The organism is Streptomyces sp. BBFR25 (genome assembly GCF_044590125.1).
Taxonomy (GTDB): Bacteria; Actinomycetota; Actinomycetes; order Streptomycetales; family Streptomycetaceae; genus Streptomyces; species Streptomyces canus_D.
The window spans coordinates 8,412,797-8,429,772 of the sequence record NZ_CP172447.1; the positions used below are offsets into that span (position 1 = coordinate 8,412,797).

Below are 16,976 nucleotides of genomic sequence, written 5' to 3' on the forward strand. Positions count from 1 at the left end.
ACGGTGTAGTCGTTCCATTGATAGTAAGGGATATACCTCCTGTGATCGCTCTGCTGCTGGCCCTGGGCAGCTCTCTGGCCTATGGATGCGCTGACTTCCTCGGCGGTCTCGGCGCCCGCAAGGCTCATGTCCTGCGCACCGTGATGGTCGCCGCGCCGGCGTCCCTCACGGTCGAGCTGCTGCTGTGGCCCTTCCTCGGTGCCTCGTTCGCTCCTGCCACGCTCGCCTGGGGCGCCGCATCCGGCGTCGCGTCGGCAGCCGCATTCGCCCTGCTCTACCGCACGCTCGCGATCGGCCCGATGAACGTGCTGTCCCCCATCACGGCGCTGGTCTCGGCGATGCTGCCGGTCGGCGTCGGGCTGGTGCAGGGGGAGAAACTGGGGCCGGCCGGGCTGATCGGCCTGCCGCTGGCACTGGCGGCCGTTGTGCTGGTCAGCGCCGGGCACGGCGCAAAGTCGGCACGCCCCTCGCGTGCCGCGCTGCTGCTGGCCTTCGGCGCGGGGGCGGCCATCGCCCTGCAGCTGGTCTTCCTGCACCAGGCACCGGCCGACAGCGGTGTCGGCCCCCTGATCATCGGCCGCGCCGTGTCCTCCGCGGTCACCCTGGCCGCCGCCGGGGTGATGTTCCGGCGGCTGGGCCCGGACAAACCCGCATACGCGATCTCGGCGACGGCCGGCGCGCTCGATTCGGTGGCCAACCTACTGTTCCTGCTCGCCGCCCGCAGCGGCGACCTGGCCGTCGTAGCCGTGATCACCGCCCTGTACCCGGCCGGCACCGTCCTGCTCGCCCGCAGTGTCCTGGCCGAGCGGATCCACCGAGGACAGCTGATCGGCCTGGGCACCGCTGCCGTCGCCGTCAGCCTCCTCGCCCTCACCTGAGCCGCCCCGGCGCACCGCACGAAGGAGCATCACGATGTTCATCCAGCCCTGGGACGCCGCCCTGGACGACGCCGAATGGCAGACCTGGATCGCCGACGGCCACGACTTCGGCATCCTGAGCGTCAACGGCCTGCTCGGACACGCACCGATCGTCGTGCCCACCCACTTCACCGTCGACGACACGACCCTGCTGGTCCATCTTGCCCGGCCCAATCCCGTCTGGAAGACGATCGAAGTCGACCCGAACGTCACGTTCACCGTCACCGGCGACTACGCCTTCATCCCCGGCCCCTGGCGCGCCAAGCCCGACGTCCCGCCCACCGACGGCGTCCCCACCAGCTACTACGCGGCCGTCCAGTTCACCTGCCAGGCCACCATCGTCGACGACCCCGAGGCCAAGGCCGAGCTGCTACGCCGGCAGATGGCCCACTTCCAGCCGGATGGCGACCACGCCCCCATCGAGGCGGGTCAGCCTCCCTACGGGCGGATGCTGCCCGGCATCCGCGGCCTGCGCCTGGACGTCACCGAGGTCCGCGCCAAGTTCAAGTACGACGACCACAAACCCGCCGAGCAGCGCGCCGACACCGCCCGCCGGCTCACCGAACGCGGCGAAGGCCTGGACGCGCCCACCGCAACCCAGCAAAGGCGACGCCTGGACCGCATCGGTACCTGGAAAGCCTGACCGACCCCACCAGCCTCGCGAGCCCTCACCGGAACGGACCCCCCTTGCGATGACCACCTTCCGTATCAGCCCCGCTGTCGCCGACGCCTTCCCCGACACCCTCATCGCCGTCGTCACCGCCACCGGCATACGCGGCACCGAGCCCTGGCCCGCCACCACCACCGCCTTGGAAGCCCTAGAGGCCCAGCTCGCCGACGGTGCCTGGACCCCCGCCGACGAGAGCGACCCGCGCATCGAGGCATGGCACACCGCCTACCGCTCCTTCGGCACCAACCCCCGCCGCATCCGCCCCAGCGTCGACGCGCTCGGCCGCCGCATGACGAAGAAGGGCACCCTGCCCCGGATCAACCCGGCCGTCGACGCCTACAACGCTGTCTCCGTCCACCACGGCCTGCCCGCCGGCGCCTTCGACCTCGACCACGTCACCGGCGACATCGAGATCCGCTACGCCGACGGCACCGAGACCTTCACCCCGCTCGGCGAACCCGACACCGTCGAGAACCCCAAGCCCGGCGAGATCATCTACACCGACACCACCGACGTACTCACCCGGCACTGGAACCACCGCGACGCCCACCGCACCCGCGTCACCGAAGCCTCTACCCACGTCGCATTCGTCCTGGAGACCGTCGCCGCCACCCGCGACGGACACCTGCTCAAGAGCGCGGCCGACGAACTGCAGACCTTGCTCCAGCCGCACAGCGAAGAGAACGCCGTGCTGTACCTCAGCCCCGCACACCCCGACATCACCGCCTGAGCACCACCCTGGCCCGCCCGCCACCACGGCGGCGCCGCACACGGTGATCAAACGTGCACCCCGAGGACCGAAACGATACGTCCCGACGTCGGCTGCAAGGGCAACATCTCGATCAAGTAGTCATCACGGAACGTAACGCGGCCGGAGGCCGTACGTGGGGAAATTCGAAGTGGCCGCCATCAGGGAAGACACGAGCTGGGCACGCTAGTCGCCGGCCGTGTCGGGTTCGACGCCTCACGCCTGCCCGCCGGACTGCGGGCCGACAGTTCCCTGCCCGGTGCCCCGGACGTCCGCCTCGACAGCCTGGCGACCCAGCAGACGCTGAGTGGCGCGCGGGAGTTCTGCAGAACCACGATCTGATCACGGCCGGTCCGTACCGGTCACCGTGGGGATGCCTGCCCCGGTGTCGGTACCGGCCGACAGTGTGCCGCACGGATCACCTCGAGGCGTCCGCAACTACCTGGGGCGAGGAGTCGGCCGGGAGCCTCCAGCGGGTACTGACTCGCCCGATCCCGATGCTGCCGCCGGGGCGGCGACTGACCTACCTGTTCGACGATCACGACCGGTGGGGGACCGATCTGCCCAGCGTCTACGCGTTCCCGGTCCGGGCCGAGGGTCCGTACGGCGCGGTGGAGCCCTTCCGGCCGTGCGGGAGGAGCGGAGAGCACGGCGTGCCGGCTCGGGGACGTCGGCCGCCGACGGTTCGGTTCAGGGGGAGTGGGGCGTCATTCCGCCCCAGCGGTAAGAAGGGGCGGGCATCGGCTGCGCGGAGTCCGGCCAGCAGCCCTTGTAAAATACATAACAGCAAACTGCCATGGACGACCAGCGGTTCTGGCGGGCCACGATGCCCGGCGTCGAGACCGGAACGTACGGCGCGGTGGAGGACCTGGTCCGCAACCGGGTCAACCTGAACAAGGTGATCACGCACTGGCCGGACATGCTGAAGGCCGCGGTTCCCTGGTCACCAACCAGGTCCCCGCCTACGACCTGCTGCGCATGTTCGGACGCGACGGCCGCCCGACCCCGCTCGGGGGCGGCGTTCGCCGCGTACGGGCGGATCGCCAAGACTGAGCACCTGCTGCGCGTGGTCGACCCGGTGGACGACACCTGCCGGCGTCAGATGAACCGGCAGCTCACCGTGCAGGAATCCCGCCACAAGCTGGCCCGGGACGTGTGCCACGGCAAGCGCGGCACCATCCACCAGGAGCCGCGGCCGCCTGAGCCCGCTGCGCGGCCCGGACACGCCAGAGTTGGACGAGGACGACGTCTCGGCTTGATGGCAATACAGGGGATTACTGGGCGGTGTAACCGCCGTCGACGGGCAGGGCGATGCCGGTGACGTAGCCGGCGCCGGGGCTGGAGAGCCACAGGACGGCCTGGGCGATCTCGTCGGCGGTGCCGAGCCGGTCGATGGCCTGGCCGGCTTCTGCTTGGGTGCGGTCGAGTTCGCCGCCTTCGATCATGGCGTCGACCATGGGGGTGGCGATGGTGCCGGGGCACACCGCGTTGATGCGGACGCCGCGGGAGCCGTATTCGAGGGCGGCGCTCTTGGTCAGGCCGATCACGCCGTGCTTGGTGGCGTGATAGGCGGCGCGGCCGGGGTTGCCGACGAGGCCGCCGAGGGAAGAGCAGTTGACGATGGCGCCGCTGCCCTGGTCGCGCATGTGGCGCAGTTCGTGCTTCATGGCCGCCCAGATGCCGCGCAGGTTGATGTGCTGGACGCGGTCGAACTGCTCGGCGCTCTCATCGGCGGCGTCGGTGGGCGGGGGCATGATCCCGGCGTTGTTGTAGGCCATGTCGAGGCGGCCGAAGGTCTCCACGGTGCGGTCGACGGCGGCGGCGACCTGGTCCTCGTCGGTGACGTCGCAGACCAGGGCGAGGGACCGGTGTCCGGCGTCGGTGAGTTCCTTCGCGGCGGCCTGGACGGCTGTCTCGTCGATGTCGGCGAGGCCGACGGCAGCGCCGGCTTCGGCGAAGGCGCGGGCGGTGGCCAGGCCCATGCCGGAGGAGGCGCCGGTGACGAAGGCGACCTGGCCGGTGAAGTCGTAGGTGGGGTTCATGGAGATGTCTCCTCGGACAGGGTTTCGACGGCGGGTTTCGGGCGGGGATGCCGGAGGGTTCAGGTGGTCTGGCCGCCGTCGACGACGAGGGCGGTGCCGGTGGTGAAGGCGGCGTCGGCGGAGCACAGCCAGAGCACGGCGGAGGCGATCTCCTCGGGCGTGCCGAGGCGGCCGACGGGTTCGTCGGCGACAAGTCCTTCGCGGCCCCCGGGGCGGGTGTCGGCGAAGCGGCGGATCATCTCGGTGTCGATGATCCCGGGGCAGACGGCGTTGACACGGATGCCCTGTGCGGCGTGGTCGAGGGCGGCGGAACGGGTGAAGCCGATGATCCCGTGCTTGGCGGCGGCGTAGGCGGCCTGCCCCTTGAAGCCTTTGACCCCGGCTCCGGAGGAGACGTTGACGATCGCGCCGCCGCCGTCCTGCTTCAGCATCTGCCGGATCTGGGCGCGGGTGCACAGGAACGCTCCGGTGAGGCTGACGCCGAGAATGCGGTCCCAGTCGTTCTTGGCGGTGTCGGCGGCCGGCTGGACGGGCTGCTCGACGCCGGCGTTGTTGAAGGCGGCATCCAGGCTTCCGAAGCGCTCGACAGTCCGGTCGACCGCGGCTTGGACGTCGTCCTCGTTGGTGACGTCACAGGTGAGGGCGAGGGCTTCGCCTTCGGCGGCGTCGATGAGGCGGGCGGTTTCGTGCAGGCCGTCGCTGGACAGGTCGGCGAGGGCGATCCGTGCGCCTGCGCGGGCGAAAGCGAGGGCGGTGGCCCGTCCGATGCCCCCGGCGGCGCCGGTGACGAAGGCGGTCTTGCCGTGGAAGTCGTAGGTGACGCTCACGTGTGTTCTCCCTTCGGGAGGCGGGCCGCAGGCGTAGGGCCCGGAGGCGGGTCAGTGCCGCGGGGCACCGGTGCGCCGGCGCCGGCGAGGATGCGGTCGGGGGTCAGGAGGCGGCTTCGATGGTGATGCTGGTTGCCCGGCCGAGCTGGTCGGCGCTGACGCCGAGGTGGCCGAGGACGAGCAGATCCGGGGAGGGAGCGGGCCCGTCCTGGTAGAAGAGGGCCAGGTTGCCCCAGGGGGCGTAGTAGGCGATGTCGCCGACCGTGGCCGAGACCGGTTCGAAGGCGCCGGCGGTGTCGAGTTTGTGCGGCAGGCCGGCGACCCGCTCGGTGCCGTGGAAGTCCTTCAGGTCCAGGGTGAGCGGCAGCAGCGCGGCGAAGTCGCGGGCGGCTGGGCTGTCGTTCAGGACGGCGTCGACGGGGCGGCCGTCGAGGGTGACCCGGATGTTCATAGACGTACTCCTCCCGGAGGCGGACGAAGAGGGGGAGGTCACCGGCTCCTGTTGCCCCGCCGGGGCGGCGGCAGAGGGCGTGGCGGCCGGGGCGCTCTCCTGCGTCCCGCTGGAACAGGCGGTTACGGTCAGCAGCAGGACGGCCATCGAAGCGGCACAGCCCAGTCCGCGGCGGACTGCGGAGTTCACGAGCGGTGTCCTGAAGGTGATCATGCGGGCATGGGCTCGGCGTAGTGCCGGAAGGCGCCGCGCTCGGTGTGGATGGCGTACAGGCGCTCGGCGAGCGCGTCGGGGCTGGAGTGCTCGGCGTCCGGTCGGATCGCGCCGGGGACGATCAGCTGGGCAGCGTGAATGTTCTCGGGCGCGAGAGCGTCGTGGAGCATCGCCGCGTAGGCGCTCTCGGCGGCGAACGCGACCGAGGTGCCGGCCACCTTGGGGTTCGGGTGTACGGCACTGCCGCCGTTGACGAACAGCAGCGTGCCCCGGCCCAGCTCCCGCATCCCCGGAAGGACGGCGTGCACACAGGTCACCGGCCCCTTGACGGAGAAGGCCAACGGGTCCTCCAGGTCGGCGGCGGTCGTCTCCAGGACCGGCTTCATGAAGTCGCCGCGGGGCACCGGGCTGAACTGGAGGACCTCGATCGGCCCCAGCTCCTTGGCCGCCGTGTCCAGGGCTGCGGTCAGGGAGGCGGGGGCAAGGACGTCGGCGGTGAAGCCGCGCGCCCGGATGCCCTCACCGTCGAGTTCGCCCGCGAGGGCGTCGAGGTGATCGGTGTTGCGGGACAGGAGGGCGACGTGGTGGCCGGCGGCGCCGAACCGGCGGGCGGCGGCCAGCCCCAGTCCGGGGCCGGCGCCGACGAGAGCGAACGTGGTCACGGTGAGCCTTTCAGGTGAGGCGGTGCGGACGCAGGGCCGGGCGGACCGCAATGTCAGTCGGTGGCCGGGGCGGCGGTGTACTCGGCGTCGGTGACCGGGGTCAGCCAGTGCACGACGGCGTGGTCGTCGTCGCCCTCGTTGATGGCCACGTGGACCATCAGCCGGTTCGGGGCGGCGCCGTGCCAGTGCTCCTCGTCGGCCTCGAACAGGACGCGGTCGCCGGGCCGGATGACCTCTACCGGGCCGCCGCGGCGCTGGCACAGGCCGACGCCTTCGGTGACGAAGACGGTCTGCCCGAGCGGGTGGCGGTGCCAGTGGGTGCGGGCGCCGGGCATGAAGTGCACCAGGGAGGCGGTGACCCGGGAAGGGGCAGGGGCGGCGGCCATCGGATCGATGTAGACGTCGCCGGTGAACCAGTCGGCCGGGCCCTTGACGGTGTCGAGCGAGCTGCGGGTGATCTGCATGGTTGTTCCTTCGGGCGGTCGGGAGGATCAGGGCTTGAGGAGAGTCTTGATGGCGCGGCGCTCGTCCATCGCCTGGTAGCCCTCGGCAACCTGCTCCAGGGGCAGGGTGAGGTCGAAGACCTTGCCCGGGTCGATCCGGCGGGCCAGGACGCGGTCGATGAGGTCGGGCAGGTAGCGGCGTACGGGGGCGGGGCCGCCGCGCAGGCCGACGTGGGAGAAGAACAGCTCCTGCCCGTCGACGGCGACCTCGTGGGGGACACCGACGAAGCCGACGTTGCCGCCGGGGCGGGCGGAGCGCAGGGCCTGGCTCATGGCCTGGGCCGTGCCGACGCACTCCAGGACGCTGTCGGCGCCGATGCCGCCGGTCAGTTCCTTGATCTTCGCAACGCCCTCGTCGCCGCGTTCGGTGACGATGTCGGTGGCGCCGAACTCCCGGGCTAGCTTCTGCCGGGACTCGTGCCGCGACATGGCGATGATCCGCTCCGCGCCCATCTCCTTCGCCGCGATCACCCCGCACAGGCCCACCGCGCCGTCACCGACGACCACGGCGGTCGAGCCGGGCTGCACCTCGGCGGCGTCCGCGGCCCACCAGCCGGTGCCCATCACGTCGGAGACGGCCAGCAGACCGGGCCACAGCTCCTCGCCGGGCACCTCGTCGGTGGCCACCAGGGTGCCCTGGGCGTTGGGGATGCGCACGTACTCGGCCTGGCAGGTCGACATGAACTCGCGGTGCAAGCAGCTGGACTGGAAACCGTTCTTGCAGTTCGCGCAGGTGTTGTCGGACGTGGCGAACGAGCCGACGACGAACTGACCGGGCCGGATCGCGGTGACCTCGGAGCCGACCTCCTCGACGAAGCCGACGTACTCGTGGCCCATCGGGTGCGGGTCGCCGATCGGCTCGGCGCCGCGGTAGGGCCAGAGGTCGGAGCCGCACACGCAGGTGACGGCCGTGCGGATGATCGCGTCGGTGGGGTGAAGCAGCTTCGGGTCGTCCAGAGACTCGAAGCGGACGTCGCCGGGGGCGTGGATGACTGCGCCGCGCATGGGTGAGCTTCCTTCGTGTGTCGGAACGGGCGACCCGGATGCCGGGGGCGTCGCCGAGTGCAGGGCCAGGTGCAAGATCCCGTCGTGGTGACCGGGCGAAAAGCACCACGTCATCCAGGTAACCCGCTCTTCGCGCGGGGAGCGAGACACCATCAAGGGGTGTACCGCCAGTACATCCCTATGGGGGCAGGCGGGACGTACCGTCGAAGGCGTGGACAACCAAGCAGAGGTCCGCGAGTTCCTGACCTCGCGGCGAGCCAAGATCACCCCCGAGCAGGCCGGCCTGCCCTCCGGGAGCCGCCGACGGGTGCCTGGCCTGCGCCGCAGCGAGGTTGCCGCGCTCGCCGACGTGAGCGTGGAGTACTACGCCAAGCTGGAGCGCGGCAACCTCGCCGGCGTCTCCCCGGCCGTCCTCGAAGCCGTCGCCCGTGCGCTCCGGCTCGACGACGCCGAGCGCGCTCACCTGCTGAACCTCGCTCACGCCGCCGACGGCTCCGACGCCCTCACCCGCCCCCGGCGCCGCACCGCGCAGTGGAAGGCCCACCGGAGCCTGCAGTGGGTCCTGGACGCCGTCACCGCCGGCCCCGCCTTCGTACGCAACGGCCGCATGGACCTGCTCGCCGCCAATGAGCTCGCCCGCGCCTTCTATGCCGACGTCTACGCCTCGGCCGGCAACCAGGCGAACCTGGCCCGCTTCCAGTTCCTCGACCCCGCCTCGCGCCGTTTCTACCCGGACTGGGAGCAGGCCGCTGACATTGCCGTGGCCATCTTGCGCACCGAAGCCGGCCGCAGCCCCCACGACAAGGGCCTGCACGACCTCGTCGGTGAGCTGTCCACCCGCAGCGACGACTTCCGCACCCGCTGGGGCGCCCACAACGTCCGCCACCACGGCACCGGCACCAAACGCTTCCACCACCACACCGTCGGCGACCTCACCCTCGCCTACGAGGGCCTGGAGATGACCGCCGCACCCGGTCTCACACTCACCATCTACACCGCCGAACCCGGCTCGGCCTCCGAGGAGCGCCTGAGTCTCCTCGCCTCCTGGGCAGCCACGTCCCAGACCCTCGCACCACACTCGCGCGACTGATGATCCCCGGCCGACTCCGGCCGTGCTCACCATGCCGGTCCTGTGTCGTCGCTGATGACCGGCGGCCGGCCGTGCCCGGTGGGGTCGTAGATCCCGGCCAGCGGGCCGGCGAGCATCTCCAGGACCAGGCCGTGGGCGGCGAGGTGGTCGGCGAGCGCGGTCAGCTCGGCGGCGTCCCGCCCGAGCCGCTTCATCTCGTACACGGTGAAGATCACCCGGCAGAGCGGGACGTGCGCCTTGATCTCCCGCGCGGCCGCCGGCGCCTGCTCGAACTTCGGGCGGACCCGCACCCGGGTGCTGATCTTCTCGGCGAAGCTCTTGTCCCAAGGGATGTTCTTCGCGGCGAGCGCGTCCAGCTGGCTGTCGAGTTCCTGGCCGAGGGCCGAGCAGCGGGCGTAACCGATGCGGATGTCCGCGCTTGGCGTGTCCGCCTCGAGGGCGCGGGCGCCGGCGTTCCCGGCCGCCATGGCTGGCCCGGGCCCGGGTCGGCCGGGGTGGGGACGCGCAGGAGCTTGGCGAGCCGGGGCACCTTGGTGAAGAGGGCGGCGTGGTAGGTGCCGGCGGCTGCTGCGCACGCGGCGTCGGCTCTGCGCCTCATTGATGTGAGGCCAATTCCCCCCTGACAGGGACGATTCAGCCCTCAGGGCTTTTCGGTATGGGCTGCTGGTTCTGGATGCGATGTTATCTGCAGTCGCGGAAGGAGGATTGGGTGAAACGTGCAGTCACATTTCTGGGGGAGATGGCCGGGGTCGAATTGTGCAGCACGTTCGGAGTGACGCACTGTGCTACTGTCGTTATCAGTTGCAGTTGTGGTTCCCGATTTTTTGGTGCCGGTTTTTTCCGGGCGGGGTGATCATCGCGGCGACGTGGCGTCCGTACGGTATGGGCGCCGACGCACTGCCCCGAAGGAGAAAAAGCATGGCCAGTGGCACAGTGAAGTGGTTTAACGCGGAAAAGGGTTTCGGCTTCATCGAGCAGGACGGTGGCGGCGCCGATGTGTTCGCCCACTACTCGAATATCGCTGCCCAGGGCTTCCGTGAACTGCTCGAGGGCCAGAAGGTGAACTTCGACGTCGCGCAGGGCCAGAAGGGCCCGACGGCCGAGAACATCGTCCTCGCCTGACATCCGCGCGCCCGTCGGCGCGCACTGGTAGCTGGGGCCCGCATCCTTCGGGGCGCGGGCCCCAGCTGCATCTTTTCCGTGGCGATTTTCAGCTGCGACACGACTGCGAGGAATCCGCAGGGTCAAGCACGTGGATTCCCGTTTCACTCGGCCTGTTATTGCAGTTCTCCATGCGTTCGCTGCTGCGGGAATTCCTTGATATGTGCCGCATCGAGGAAGGTTCGAATGAACCGCACACGCACGAACGACCGCTTCCCCCGCACTCGCAGCGGCAGCGCGGTTCCCGCGAATGACGGCAGCCGGCACGGCCTCACGGCCCGCTCCGGCGGGCCGTTCCGTTCCAACGGCGGCGGCCGCGGCCGCCGTCCGGCCGCGGCGCAGGGCGAGTTCGTCCTCCCGGTGACGGTCACCCCGGCGCTGCCCGCGGTGGCGAGCTTCGACGATCTCGACATGCCCGCGCAACTGCTGACGGCGCTCGGCTCGGCCGGTGTGACCGTTCCGTTCCCGATCCAGGGCGCGACCCTGCCGAACACCCTCGCCGGCCGCGACGTCCTGGGCCGGGGCCGTACCGGTTCCGGCAAGACCCTGGCCTTCGGGCTGGCCCTGCTGGCCCGTACGGCCGGACGGCGAGCCGGGGCACGGCAGCCGCTGGCGCTGGACCTCGTACCGACGCGTGAGCTGGCGCAGCAGGTCACCGACGCCCTTGCCCCGTACGCCCGGTCGGTGAGACTGCGCCTCGCCACGGTCGTGGGCGGAATGCCGATCGGCAGGCAGGCGAGTGCCCTGCGCGGCGGCGCCGAGGTCGTCGTCGCCACCCCCGGACGTCTCCAGGACCTCATCGAGCGCGGCGACTGCCGGCTGGACCAGGTGCGGGTCACCGTCCTCGACGAAGCCGACCAGATGGCCGACATGGGCTTCATGCCGCAGGTCACCGCCCTGCTCGACCAGGTGCGTCCCGGAGGCCAGCGCATGCTGTTCTCCGCCACCCTGGACCGCAACATCGACCTGCTGGTGCGCCGCTACCTGAGCGACCCCGTCGTGCACTCCGTCGACCCGTCGGCCGGCGCGGTCACGACGATGGAGCACCATGTGCTGCACGTCCACAGCACTGACAAGCACGAGGCCACCACCGAGATCGCCGCCCGCGACGGCCGGGTGCTCAGGTTCCTGGACCCCAAGCACGCCGTCGACCGCCTCACCGAGCACCTCCTCAGCAGCGGGGTGCGCGCCGCCGCCCTGCACGGCGGCAAGTCTCAGCCGCAGCGCACCCGCACGCTGACGCAGTTCAAGAACGGGCACGTCACCGTCCTGGTGGCGACCAACGTCGCGGCGCGCGGCATCCACGCCGACAGCCTCGACCTCGTCGTCAACGTCGCCCCCCCCGACCGACCACAAGGACTACCTCCACCGCGGCGGCCGCACGGCCCGCGCCGGCGAGTCCGGCAGCGTCGTCACACTGGTCACCCCCAACCAGCGCCGCGCCGTGACCCGCCTCATGACGACGGCCGGCATCGTTGCCCAGACCACCCAGATCCGGGCCGGCGCGGAGGCCCTGCACCGCATCACCGGCGCCCAGGCCCCCTCCGGCATCCCCGTCGTCATCACCGCTCCGGTGACCGAGCGCCCCAAGAGGGGCGGCGCCGTCTCACGCGGCCGACGCCGACCGGCTTCAGCGCCCCGGCGGGCGCCCGTCCGGCGCTCCGCCACCGACTCGGCAGCCTAGAACCGTCCTGATCAGAAGGCCGAGCCATCAGACGGCTCATCCCTGCGGGAGGCACCTCTTGACGCTGCTCCACGCCCGTGCGACGAACACCGATGCCGCGCTCAGAACGGTCGCCGACGCGATGGACGCGGCCGGGCCCCAGGTCTGGGACGACATGACCGTCGAGGTGGTGCTGTCCGTCATGGCCGCCGCCCGCACGGGCCACCTCATGGTCTGCGACCAGGACGGCCAGTACACCGCGCTGGTCACCTGCGACCGGCTCAACGCCGTGCGGGACGGCTCCGGGTACTCGGACCGGGTCCGTCTGCGCGACATCGCCGAGGGTGACGGGCCCGTGGCCTCCCCGCTGTCCTCGGTGGCCGAGGCCGAACAGGCGATGCGTCACTGGCGGCTCGGATCCCTGCCCGTGGTCGACGAACACGGCAACGCCCTGGGCATTCTCGCCCACTCCCGCTGACCAGCCTCACCGCGGTCGGCCCCCTCCCCCTCTTCTCTCTGTGAGGCATCATGCGCTGTGCCATCGCCCGCTTTCCGTTCGAGCTCACCAAGGGCGGCGTGCTCGAAACGATGAAGGGCGTCAAGCCCGAGCCGGTCACCGGCGACTCGGTGATCATCGAACGCCGCCACTATCCCGCCAAGCAGGTCGGCCAGGTCATCACCCGGCAGGACCGCCGTGACTTCAGCGGCGGCGAGGTCCTGCGTGCCATGACCCGGCTCGGATTCACCTGCCGCACCCTCCCCGAGACCGCGCCCGTGACCGCGAGGGTCGTCGACCCACTCCAGCGGGCTTCCGCGATGCTCGGCGTTCCCTTGGCCGCCTGACCCGGCAGAACAGTTGTCGTCGGCCGGTGGATCTGAGTAGAAGGTGGATTTCTGACCTGGGTAAGGCTCGGAGGGGGGTGTTGGTGTACCGGGCGCTTGCTGGCCTGGGGTGTTGTGGGTTCGCTGAGAAGCCGGGGTGGGTGGTTGGGCCGGGGTGGATGAGGGGTTGAGGTGGGGTTATGCGCTCTGTGGGGAGCGTGGCGGGGTGGGGTGTCGGTAGTTCTGGCATGTAATGGCTCGTTTGGTGTTTTTGCTGGTCAGGGCTGTTTGTGCTGGTGGGGTGGGTGGTTAGCGGGTGCGGGGGCGGTGGTGGGTTTCGGCGAGGTGGTCGAGCGTTACGGCGTCGAGGGCGCCTTTGGTGATGCGCTCGGTGCCGTCGCAGATGGCGGTGATGGAGGCTTGGCGGATGAGTCGGGTGAGGGACCCGATGCGGTCGGCGGTGCGCTGGTGGAGGTAGGGGGCGTGGGCCGGGAGGGTGCCGGGCTTGTGCTGGTGGAGGTCGAGGGCGTTTTCGATGTCGGTGATGACCTCGCGGAAGGGGTGGCGGGTGCCGTGCCGGGCGGGGAGGGGGCCGCAGTCGACGAGGGTGGCGCGTCCGGCGAGTTGGGCGCCGCGGGTCCCGGTGAACAGGGGGTGTTGGTGACGTTGATGCCGGCGTAGACGAAGGTGGCGGGGAGGCGTTCGGTGAGGTCTTTGAGGAGGTCGGCGGTTTGGGCGCCGGTGGTGGCGCGGGGGTTGAGGCGGTGGATTTCGTCGATGAGGACGAGTTGGGCGCCGGCGGCGGTGTAGGTGTGGCAGACGGCGTCGGTGATCTGGGTCCGGGTCATGCGGGTGGCCACGGGGATGCCGGGGTAGGGGGCGAACTCGGTGATGAGGGTTTTCGCGGTGGCGCTGGGCGGGGCCAGGACGTAGGCGACGGGTGCCGCACTGTGGGCTGATCCGGGGGGTGGGGGGTTTTTGCGCAGGTGGGCGAGGTGGCAGGAGTGGCCGATGTTCAGCAGGGCGGTGGGTTCCCGGCTGCGGCGGGTCCGGTGACGATGAGGGAGGGCCGGGCGGTGGTGTGCTGGTGGCGGCCGAGGATCGTCAGGGTGCGGACCTGGGTGGCGAGCTGGCTGAGGGCGGGGGTGCGGATGGTGACGAACGCGGAGTGGTAGGCGAGGCGTTCCTCGGTGCTGCGGGGCGGGTCTTCGGGTTGGGGTGGGGCGGGCGGGTCGGTGGTGGCGAAGCGCTGCCAGCCCTGCCGGGTGGTCAGGGGCCGGGACGGCTCGGCCGTGTTGCCGCTGCCTGCGTCGGCCGATGTGCTGCCCGGATGCTGCGCTGTGGGGTGGGGGCGGGGGTTCACCACTTGTCGGCCTCCTCGTGTGCGTCGTAGAGCCCGTATCCGGTGGCCGCGGCGGGGCGGGTGCCGTCGTCGGGGAGGTCGTCGATGCTGTCGTCCTCGTCGTGTGGTGCCGGCTGGTCGGTGGCGGGTGTGGTGTCGTGGTGCGGGTGCCGGGCGGCGGGAATGGGCAGTGTGGTGGCGCGGGCGAGGAGGGTTTGCTCGGCGGTGGTGGCGTGGCCGCTGTGGACGCGGCGCATGAGCTGGTCGAGGGCGTCGGCGAGGTCGGCTTCGTGCTGCTGGCTGTCGTCGTGGTGGCTGTGCTGGGCGTGGGTGCGGATGTGCTGCCAGGTGTGGTCGTTGAACGGCTGGTGGACGTGGTCGCGGTGGATCCAGGGGATTTCGGTGAGGTGGCCGTCGGGCAGCCGTACCCAGATCTGGCGCACGTCGTGGGGGTTGTAGTGGATCACCCATGTCCCGCCCCGGCCGGCGACGGGGGAGGCCTGGCCGCGGTAGGGGGCGAGGAGATCGGCGTCGTAGGTGCGGTGGTGGATGGTGATGCCGGCGGGGGTGATGGCCTGCCAGCGCACGGGCAGCAGTTCGAGGTAGTCGCGGCCGGTGAGCGGGACGGGAACGTGTCCGGCGACGGCGATGAGCGCGGCCCACATCTGGTTCGGCGTGAGCGCTTTGCGGGGCATCGGCGGGTGGCGGAGGCCTTCGTGGGGCCGGTGGTGGTAGTGCACCAGCCGTTCATCAAGCAGGTCTTGCAACTGGGCGACGCTGTAGCAGGCGTCTTTCTCGGTGTCGGGGCCGCGGCGGGTGACGTCGGAGCCGGTGTAGCCGGGCAGGTGCTGGCAGATGGTGCCGAAGGTCTGCTCGACGATGCCTTTGGCGGTGGGGGCGTGGGGCGGGGCGGGCTGGACGCTGATACCGAGGTGTTCGCAGGCGGCGGTGAACGCGGCGGAGACGAACACTTTGCCGCGGTCGACGACGATCGTTTCGGGCAGGACGACCGGCCGGGCCGCCGCGCCGGCCAGGCGCTCATCCAGTGCGGCCAGCCGCTGGTGGGGGAGTGCGGGGGCGTGGTCCATGCGCAGGACGTCGGGCCAGGTGGGCCGGGCGGGGTGGGAGACGGCCATCTCCGCGAGCAGCAGGGCGGCGTCGACGGCCTTGGTCGCGCTCGGGCACAGCACGGCGGCGGGGATGGCGCGGGTGGCGACGTCGACGGCGATGGTGAGTTCGGGCCGGGCCAGGCGCCCGTCGTCGAAGAGGGCGAGGACGTCCAGGCGGGTGGTGTCAACCTGCACTTGTTCACCGGGGCGCAGCGCCGTGGCGGGGGGAAGGCCCGCCCGTCGACACTCGCGGGCACCTGCCTCACGGGCCCCGTGGGCAGTTCGCCGGGCCGGGCAAGAGCAGTGACCAGCCGGTACAGCGTGGCCTGGGACGGCGTGGGTACCGTGCCGGGGCCGTGCCGGTCCTGAAGGATCTGGTTGATCAGCGGGAGCACGCCGTTGATCGTGCCGCGGGAGCGGCCACGGCGGCGGCGCAGCGCTTCACGGACGGCGGCGACGACCCGTTCGTCGGCCCGTCCGGTGGGGCTGGAAGCACGGGTGGTGCGGTGGTCGAGGAGCCCCCACAGGCCTTGTTTGCGGTAGGCCAGGCGCATGCGCTGCACCGTGGTGCGCGCCACCCGGCCGAAGCCGAGCGCGGTCAGCTCTTCCGCTTTGGCCTGCTCGCGTTCGGCCAGCGTGTGCCGCTGCGGGTCGTACTGAGGCCGGACCGTTCCTTGGCTGCCGGGCCCTCCGGTGAGCCCGCATTCGACTTCCCTGACGTGCCGCTGCCAGGCCAGTGCCTTCTCGCGCGCCGCGGCAGGGGCGGTCTCGAACAGCCCCCACTGCGGGGCCGCCTGAGGCGCATCGGCGCCGATGACGGTGAAGGAGGGGTCGGCGAACAGGTGCCCGGCGAGCACGGCCTGGCCGCCGCCGTCCGGGCCGACGAGGCGAATGTCCTGCCCCGACAGGGCGACCACCTGCCACGTCACGTCACGGAACTTCACGCGCGCACCGACCTTCACGGACGGCCGGGCATTGCGCCGCGCGCTCACCGGGCGCCTCCCGTCTCGCCCGGGCTGCCCGAGCCCCGCGGGCTGACGAGGACGCGTTCATGCAGCGGCGTTGTGAGGTCTGCCGTCAGCTGTCCGTGCCACAGGGCGTGGAAGACGCACGGGAGAACCTCGATCGGGTCGCCGGCCGCTTCAGCGCCTTCGGTCAGCGGCCGCGGCCGCGCGAACGCCCCAACAACCGCCGCCGCCAGACCGGGGCGGCCGGCGTTGCGGGGGTGGCGGTAGCCGGCCAGCCATTTCAGGTTGGCGGCCAGAACACGCTCGAGCGGCGGCAGGCGCCGGTAGATCCAGCCGATGTCCGCGCACGCCTGCGCAACCGCCTCGGCGCCCTTTCTCGCGCGTTCGCCGCCGGCGTCGGGGTGGCTGGGGCAGTCGGCGAGCAGTGCGGTGCCGTCGGCACGCCGGGCGAAGAGCTGCGGCACCCAGGAACGGACCTGCCCGCGGGGATGACGCCACAGCAGCCGCACCGGCCGCCCCGCCAGGCCCGTCACCTCCGGGTCGCGGTCCAGCACCATCAGCTGGGCGCGCATCGCATTCGACCCTGCGGCCACGTGCCGCCCGGTCGTCGCCGACCACCACAGGCCCGGCCCCCACCGCCGCCCCCGGCACTACCGGGAACGCCGACACCGGCGGCAAGTCCTCGAACGCCACGGTCATAGCGGCATCCGCCCACCGCTGCTGCACCATCTGCCCCACCGGGTCGAGGAACACCGCCTCGAACCCGCCCAAGCGGCCCACGGC

17 protein-coding genes and 2 pseudogenes are annotated in these 16,976 nt (G+C 71.3%); 9 read left to right on the top strand and 10 right to left on the bottom strand.

Going from position 1 to position 16,976, the window contains the following annotated elements:
* Positions 1-41 precede the first annotated feature (41 nt).
* From ACGH52_RS37820 to ACGH52_RS37835, 4 genes are all read left to right on the top strand, one after another.
* Positions 42-878: an EamA family transporter gene (locus ACGH52_RS37820; RefSeq protein ID WP_399946165.1), complete on the top strand. Its 837-nt coding sequence runs from the start codon at positions 42-44 to the stop codon at positions 876-878.
* 34 nt (positions 879-912) lie between these two features.
* Complete coding sequence (locus tag ACGH52_RS37825) at positions 913-1,560, top strand: FMN-binding negative transcriptional regulator (protein ID WP_399946168.1); 648 nt, start codon at positions 913-915, stop codon at positions 1,558-1,560.
* 49 nt (positions 1,561-1,609) lie between these two features.
* Entirely contained in the window at positions 1,610-2,317 is a 708-nt protein-coding gene (locus ACGH52_RS37830) for a B3/4 domain-containing protein (protein WP_399946171.1), read from the top strand.
* 814 nt (positions 2,318-3,131) lie between these two features.
* Positions 3,132-3,656, top strand: a complete 525-nt coding sequence (locus ACGH52_RS37835) for a Tn3 family transposase (protein ID WP_399946173.1) — start codon at positions 3,132-3,134, stop codon at positions 3,654-3,656.
* On the opposite strand, the gene ACGH52_RS37840 is transcribed toward ACGH52_RS37835, so the two are convergent.
* The 6 genes from ACGH52_RS37840 to ACGH52_RS37865 all read right to left on the bottom strand — a co-directional run bounded on the left by ACGH52_RS37840 (position 3,610) and on the right by ACGH52_RS37865 (position 8,038).
* A complete protein-coding gene (locus ACGH52_RS37840) occupies positions 3,610-4,377 on the bottom strand; it encodes an SDR family NAD(P)-dependent oxidoreductase (protein ID WP_399946176.1) in 768 nt (255 codons plus the stop codon). The genes ACGH52_RS37835 and ACGH52_RS37840 overlap by 47 nt on opposite strands.
* A 59-nt stretch (positions 4,378-4,436) precedes the next feature.
* Positions 4,437-5,204, bottom strand: a complete 768-nt coding sequence (locus tag ACGH52_RS37845; protein WP_399946179.1) for a glucose 1-dehydrogenase — start codon at positions 5,202-5,204, stop codon at positions 4,437-4,439.
* A gap of 103 nt (positions 5,205-5,307) precedes the next feature.
* Complete coding sequence (locus tag ACGH52_RS37850) at positions 5,308-5,655, bottom strand: cyclophilin-like fold protein (RefSeq protein ID WP_399946182.1); 348 nt, start codon at positions 5,653-5,655, stop codon at positions 5,308-5,310.
* A 209-nt stretch (positions 5,656-5,864) separates the two neighbouring features.
* A complete protein-coding gene (locus ACGH52_RS37855; RefSeq protein WP_399946185.1) occupies positions 5,865-6,530 on the bottom strand; it encodes an SDR family NAD(P)-dependent oxidoreductase in 666 nt (221 codons plus the stop codon).
* 53 nt (positions 6,531-6,583) lie between these two features.
* A complete protein-coding gene (locus ACGH52_RS37860; protein WP_399946188.1) occupies positions 6,584-6,994 on the bottom strand; it encodes a cupin domain-containing protein in 411 nt (136 codons plus the stop codon).
* A 27-nt stretch (positions 6,995-7,021) separates the two neighbouring features.
* Positions 7,022-8,038, bottom strand: coding sequence for a zinc-dependent alcohol dehydrogenase family protein (locus tag ACGH52_RS37865; protein WP_399946191.1), 1,017 nt, complete (start codon positions 8,036-8,038; stop codon positions 7,022-7,024).
* 211 nt (positions 8,039-8,249) lie between these two features.
* Here ACGH52_RS37865 and ACGH52_RS37870 point away from each other — a divergent pair, with 211 nt between their 5' ends.
* On the top strand, positions 8,250-9,128 hold the full coding sequence (locus tag ACGH52_RS37870; RefSeq protein ID WP_121704610.1) for a helix-turn-helix transcriptional regulator: 879 nt from the start codon (positions 8,250-8,252) through the stop codon (positions 9,126-9,128).
* A 26-nt stretch (positions 9,129-9,154) separates the two neighbouring features.
* Here the strand turns inward: ACGH52_RS37870 and ACGH52_RS37875 are convergent, their stop codons facing one another.
* The gene (locus ACGH52_RS37875) at positions 9,155-9,595 is read right to left on the bottom strand and encodes a recombinase family protein (protein WP_399946195.1); all 441 of its coding nucleotides are present in this window, start codon (positions 9,593-9,595) and stop codon (positions 9,155-9,157) included.
* Between the two features lie 451 nt (positions 9,596-10,046).
* Here ACGH52_RS37875 and ACGH52_RS37880 point away from each other — a divergent pair, with 451 nt between their 5' ends.
* The 4 genes and pseudogenes from ACGH52_RS37880 (at position 10,047) to ACGH52_RS37895 (ending at position 12,795) form a co-directional block, all read left to right on the top strand.
* Positions 10,047-10,250 carry a cold-shock protein gene (locus ACGH52_RS37880; RefSeq protein WP_076972349.1) on the top strand — a complete coding sequence of 68 codons (204 nt, stop codon included), beginning with the start codon at positions 10,047-10,049 and terminating at the stop codon, positions 10,248-10,250.
* Between the two features lie 225 nt (positions 10,251-10,475).
* Positions 10,476-11,973, top strand: a pseudogene (locus ACGH52_RS37885) (DEAD/DEAH box helicase).
* A 58-nt stretch (positions 11,974-12,031) separates the two neighbouring features.
* Positions 12,032-12,430, top strand: coding sequence for a CBS domain-containing protein (locus tag ACGH52_RS37890; protein ID WP_399946199.1), 399 nt, complete (start codon positions 12,032-12,034; stop codon positions 12,428-12,430).
* A 50-nt stretch (positions 12,431-12,480) separates the two neighbouring features.
* Positions 12,481-12,795 (top strand): SCO5918 family protein, encoded by a 315-nt coding sequence (locus tag ACGH52_RS37895; protein WP_399946202.1) that lies wholly within the window; start codon positions 12,481-12,483, stop codon positions 12,793-12,795.
* Positions 12,796-13,083: 288 nt separating this feature from the next.
* Here the strand turns inward: ACGH52_RS37895 and ACGH52_RS37900 are convergent.
* From ACGH52_RS37900 to ACGH52_RS37910, 3 genes and pseudogenes are all read right to left on the bottom strand, one after another.
* A pseudogene (locus ACGH52_RS37900) lies at positions 13,084-14,047 on the bottom strand (TniB family NTP-binding protein).
* A gap of 86 nt (positions 14,048-14,133) precedes the next feature.
* On the bottom strand, positions 14,134-15,420 hold the full coding sequence (locus ACGH52_RS37905; RefSeq protein ID WP_399946205.1) for a Mu transposase C-terminal domain-containing protein: 1,287 nt from the start codon (positions 15,418-15,420) through the stop codon (positions 14,134-14,136).
* A gap of 793 nt (positions 15,421-16,213) precedes the next feature.
* A complete protein-coding gene (locus ACGH52_RS37910; protein ID WP_399946207.1) occupies positions 16,214-16,786 on the bottom strand; it encodes a TnsA-like heteromeric transposase endonuclease subunit in 573 nt (190 codons plus the stop codon).
* Between the last annotated feature and the right edge of the window lie 190 nt (positions 16,787-16,976).

Excerpts from the sequence above, each read along its gene's own strand:
- ACGH52_RS37825 (WP_399946168.1), top strand. The coding sequence starts at position 913 with ATGTTCATCCAGCCCTGGGACGCCGCCCTGGACGACGCCGAATGGCAG.
- ACGH52_RS37830 (WP_399946171.1), top strand. The coding sequence starts at position 1,610 with ATGACCACCTTCCGTATCAGCCCCGCTGTCGCCGACGCCTTCCCCGAC.
- ACGH52_RS37835 (WP_399946173.1), top strand. The coding sequence starts at position 3,132 with ATGGACGACCAGCGGTTCTGGCGGGCCACGATGCCCGGCGTCGAGACC.
- ACGH52_RS37840 (WP_399946176.1), bottom strand. The coding sequence starts at position 4,377 with ATGAACCCCACCTACGACTTCACCGGCCAGGTCGCCTTCGTCACCGGC.
- ACGH52_RS37850 (WP_399946182.1), bottom strand. The coding sequence starts at position 5,655 with ATGAACATCCGGGTCACCCTCGACGGCCGCCCCGTCGACGCCGTCCTG.
- ACGH52_RS37860 (WP_399946188.1), bottom strand. The coding sequence starts at position 6,994 with ATGCAGATCACCCGCAGCTCGCTCGACACCGTCAAGGGCCCGGCCGAC.
- ACGH52_RS37865 (WP_399946191.1), bottom strand. The coding sequence starts at position 8,038 with ATGCGCGGCGCAGTCATCCACGCCCCCGGCGACGTCCGCTTCGAGTCT.
- ACGH52_RS37875 (WP_399946195.1), bottom strand. The coding sequence starts at position 9,595 with ATGGCGGCCGGGAACGCCGGCGCCCGCGCCCTCGAGGCGGACACGCCA.
- ACGH52_RS37880 (WP_076972349.1), top strand. The coding sequence starts at position 10,047 with ATGGCCAGTGGCACAGTGAAGTGGTTTAACGCGGAAAAGGGTTTCGGC.
- ACGH52_RS37895 (WP_399946202.1), top strand. The coding sequence starts at position 12,481 with ATGCGCTGTGCCATCGCCCGCTTTCCGTTCGAGCTCACCAAGGGCGGC.